Origin of the sequence: Asticcacaulis biprosthecium C19, from assembly GCF_000204015.1 — a bacterium.
Taxonomy (GTDB): domain Bacteria; phylum Pseudomonadota; class Alphaproteobacteria; order Caulobacterales; family Caulobacteraceae; genus Asticcacaulis; species Asticcacaulis biprosthecius.
This window is the reverse complement of the sequence record NZ_GL883078.1, coordinates 504,155-508,003: the sequence shown is the minus strand read 5'-3', so window position 1 is coordinate 508,003 and position 3,849 is coordinate 504,155. Positions and strand designations below refer to the sequence as shown.

Below are 3,849 nucleotides of genomic sequence, written 5' to 3'. Positions count from 1 at the left end.
CTTGGGGCATGGGCAACTCATAGGAGGGGAGGCCTCAAAGATGCCGATGGCTTGCGGCGGACGAATGGCCACGGTGACATAATAAATCTTAATTTTGCCACAATTGGCGTATCGCTGACATCAAGCAGCAACACGCGGGGCGCAGCATGGGACTGCGGAGGACATAGATTCAAGGGAGACCCGTATGACGTTACGACCCAAACACTATTTGATGGCGGCCGCCGGCATGGCTGTCGCGGCCCTGGCTTTCGGGGCGGTTGCGCAACCGAAGAGAGAGGTGCGCATCTTCCACGGCGGCGGCGATTTCGCCACCCTGGATGCCAACAAGGACGGCAAGGTGACGCGCGAGGAATTCAATCGCCCGCCGCCCGATCCGTTCGATCTGATGGACGGCAACAAGGATGGCTCCGTCACCGAAGACGAGTTCAAGGCGTTCAAGCCGCCGCACATCGAGCACGACGTCATCATGATGCGCGGCGGTCCCGACGGTCCCGATGGCTCGCCGCCCCCGGGCGCACGCATCCACAAGCGCGAGATCCGTATCATCGGCGGCGACGGCCTGGACGCCGACAAGGACGGCAAGGTGACCTTCGAGGAATTTTCGGCCCCGATGAAGGAACATTTCGGTGAGATGGACGAAAACAAGGATGGCGTGCTGAGCGGCGACGAACTGAAGCATCATGGCGGCCCCCGGCACATGCCAGGCCGGTAATATAGGCATCTATCAAGCTGCTATTTCGGCTGCGGAATTTTTTTGTTCCGCGGCCGATTTTTTTTGCGACGGAGTTGCCAATTGCCCGCGTTAGACGAAATGAAAGGGCGACGGAGTGCTCCATCGCCCGCTAGGTCCTTGAGACAGGCGGTATCTCCCCGGAGCTGCCTGGTCCCGAGAGAGAGCCGTGGTGACCGCCGTCACCACGGCTTCTTTTGTGGTTGCGCCATGGATACACCCCGCCAGCCAAGAGGGCTATTGGATTCCCTCTCCCCACCTGAGGGGAGAGGGTTAGGGTGAGGGGTGTTCTGTAGAAGACACACCCGCAAATCCTCAGATTACACCCTGACCGCCGCCTTGGCTGCCGCAGCCACACCTTCGGCCGTAATCCCGAATTCCTTGAACAAGCGATCGGCCGGCGCCGACGCCCCGAAGCCCTTCATGCCGACAAAAACGCCGTCATTGCCGATGAACTTTTCCCAGCCCAACGACACGGCGGCTTCGACGGCGACCTTTACCGGCGCATCCCCGATGACCGAAGCCTTGTAGGCCGGGGTCTGGGCGTCGAACAGGTCCCAGCACGGGGTCGATACGACGCGCGTCGCTATACCGTCGGCTTCCAGCAGCTTCTGGGCTGCCACCGCCACGGACACTTCCGAACCGGAGGCAAAGATCGATACCACAGCCTCGCCCTGAGCCGCACTGACCTCATAGGCGCCCTTTTGCGCCAGGTTTTCACCCGACGTACGAACGGCCGGGATCTTTTGGCGCGTCAGGACCAGCATCGACGGACCGCCGGCATGCAGAGCCGCTTTCCAGCATTCCGCCGTCTCGACCATGTCGGCCGGACGGAAGACGTGCAGGCCCGGCATGGCGCGGAACGAGGCCAGATGCTCGACCGGCTGGTGGGTCGGTCCGTCTTCGCCGACGCCGATCGAGTCGTGCGTCATGACGTGGACGACCTTGGCGCCCATCAGAGCGCCCAGGCGGATGGCCGGACGGGAATAGTCCGAGAAAACAAAGAAGGTGCCGGCATAGGGGATGATACCGCCGTGCAACGCCATGCCGTTCATCGCCGCTGCCATGCCGAATTCGCGCACGCCGTAGTGGACATAGCGGCCGGTATAGTCTGCCGTGTCATAGGTGCCCATGCCCTTGACCAGGGTATTGACCGAGCCGGTCAGGTCGGCCGAGCCGCCGATCAGCGCCGGAATGGCCGGGACCAGGTGTGACAGGGCCGCGCCTGAGCACGAACGCGTCGCGTCGGTCGGCTTGGACTCAAGCGACGCCTTGATATGGGCATCCAGCGCCTCAAACGCGTTGTCGGCAAAGTCGCCGGCCATGGCGGCAGTCAGCTCTTCGTACTTCGGATTGGCCTTGGCGGCGTCTTCCCAAGCCTTACGCGTGCGGGTGCCCTTGCGGCCGGCCGATTCCCACGCCTTCTTGATATCGGCGGGGACGGTGAAGGGCTCGTGCGCCCAACCCATGGCCTCGCGCGCCGCCTTGATCTGGTCGTCGAACAGGTTGTAGCCGTGGCCGTGCTTGTCGCCTTCCAGCGCGCCGGCGCCGCGCGACACCTTGGTTTTGCAGGCGATCATCACCGGCTTGTCCTGACGGACGGCCCAACGCATGACAGCAGCCAGCTTGGCGTGGTCGTGGCCGTCGACCGACTTCACGGCCCAGCCGGCGGCGGCGAAGCGCTTCAGCTGGTCGCCGGTTTCGGCCAGGGTCGCCCAGCCGTCGATGGTGACATTGTTGTCGTCGAACAGAACGATCAAATTGTTGAGATTAAACCGCCCGGCCAGGGAGATGGCCTCGTGCGATACGCCTTCCATCAGGCAGCCGTCGCCGGCGATCACCCAGGTCTTGTGGTTGACCAGGTCGTCACCGAAACGGGCATTGAGGTGACGTTCCGCCATCGCCATGCCGACGGCGGTGGCCAGACCCTGACCCAGCGGGCCGGTGGTGCATTCAACGCCGGCGGTATGGCCGTATTCCGGGTGGCCGGGGGTCGAAGCGCCCCATTGACGGAAATTCTTGATGTCGTCCATCGACACCGACTTGAAGCCGGTCAGGTGCAGCAACGCATAGAGCAGCATCGAGCCGTGCCCGGCCGATAGAACGAAACGGTCGCGGTCGGCCCAGTCGGGCTTCTTGGGATCATAACGCAGGAACTTGGTCCACAGCACGGTGGCGACATCGGCCATACCCATCGGCATGCCCTGGTGGCCCGACTTGGCGCGGTGGACGGCCTCCATCGACAGCACGCGGATAGCGTCGGCCATCAGAACGCTGAGCGGTTTATCCGCGGTCGCGGCGGGAATGTCGCCAGAATCTGGACTTGTGGTCATGGCCGAGTCTCTATTAAACTTGTGGGGTGACGCGAGTCACGTAAACTTGGCGGCGCTTTAGCGGAAATGCCGAGGCAAGTGTAGGTTTTTATGCGGTCCGCGGTAAAAAACGGACCGCCGGTTAGGAGATCGGGCATGGAAACGTCGCTGATGTCGGGGCAGATGGGAAGCAGCCTGAGCGTGGCGGTGGACCGACTGGACCGTGCGCTCGAGGCGCTCGAATCGCGCGTGCGCGCTCTGCAGAACGGCGATCCCCTTCCGCCGCCGCTTCTGGCGGGCGCTGAAGGTGCGCCGGTCGAAGGGCGCAACGAAGAGGTCGAAAATCTTCTCAACGAGTTGGAAGAGGCTAAGGGCCGAGAAGCGGCTTTGGCCAAGGCGGCTGAGACAGCCTTTCAGGCGCTGGGCATGGCGGCGGCGAACATCCGTATTCTGTTGCGCGAAGAGGCGGCCTGATGGGTGAGGTCACGGTCCGCGTCAACGGCAAACCCTATACGGTTGGTTGCGCCGATGGTCAGGAAGGCCGCGTCCAGGAACTGGCGCGGGCCTTCGACGAGCATGTCGAGATGGTGGTGTCGGACGTCGGCACGATCGGCGAGGTGCGGCTGTTCCTGATGGCGGCGCTGCTGATGATCGATGAGATGCAGGATCTGCGCGCGCAACTGGATGAAGCCAATTCGCTGAATTCGCGGATGAACGCCGGCGCGCATGAGATGGAACGCAAGGCGGCCTTCGCCATCGCCGACGCCGCCGCCCGCCTCGAACGCCTGCTGGGCGTGTAACTTTTTT

At 63.1% G+C, this 3,849-nt stretch carries 4 protein-coding genes; 3 read left to right on the top strand and 1 reads right to left on the bottom strand.

What is annotated here, in order from left to right:
- Nucleotides 1-184: 184 nt before the first annotated feature.
- Nucleotides 185-712, top strand: a complete 528-nt coding sequence (locus ABI_RS12765; protein ID WP_006273422.1) for an EF-hand domain-containing protein — start codon at nucleotides 185-187, stop codon at nucleotides 710-712.
- 338 nt (nucleotides 713-1,050) lie between these two features.
- On the opposite strand, the gene tkt is transcribed toward ABI_RS12765, so the two are convergent.
- Nucleotides 1,051-2,997, bottom strand: a complete 1,947-nt coding sequence (gene tkt / locus ABI_RS12760) for a transketolase (RefSeq protein ID WP_006273421.1) — start codon at nucleotides 2,995-2,997, stop codon at nucleotides 1,051-1,053.
- Nucleotides 2,998-3,198: 201 nt separating this feature from the next.
- Here tkt and ABI_RS12755 point away from each other — a divergent pair, with 201 nt between their 5' ends.
- Both ABI_RS12755 and ABI_RS12750 read left to right on the top strand, forming a co-directional pair.
- Nucleotides 3,199-3,516, top strand: a complete 318-nt coding sequence (locus ABI_RS12755) for a hypothetical protein (RefSeq protein WP_006273420.1) — start codon at nucleotides 3,199-3,201, stop codon at nucleotides 3,514-3,516.
- Nucleotides 3,516-3,842: a cell division protein ZapA gene (locus ABI_RS12750; RefSeq protein ID WP_006273419.1), complete on the top strand. Its 327-nt coding sequence runs from the start codon at nucleotides 3,516-3,518 to the stop codon at nucleotides 3,840-3,842. Before ABI_RS12755 ends, ABI_RS12750 begins: the two co-directional genes overlap by 1 nt.
- Nucleotides 3,843-3,849: the final 7 nt, after the last annotated feature.

Excerpts from the sequence above, each read along its gene's own strand:
- ABI_RS12765 (WP_006273422.1), top strand. The coding sequence starts at position 185 with ATGACGTTACGACCCAAACACTATTTGATGGCGGCCGCCGGCATGGCT.
- ABI_RS12750 (WP_006273419.1), top strand. The coding sequence starts at position 3,516 with ATGGGTGAGGTCACGGTCCGCGTCAACGGCAAACCCTATACGGTTGGT.
- tkt (WP_006273421.1), bottom strand. The coding sequence starts at position 2,997 with ATGGCCGACGCTATCCGCGTGCTGTCGATGGAGGCCGTCCACCGCGCC.
- ABI_RS12755 (WP_006273420.1), top strand. The coding sequence starts at position 3,199 with ATGGAAACGTCGCTGATGTCGGGGCAGATGGGAAGCAGCCTGAGCGTG.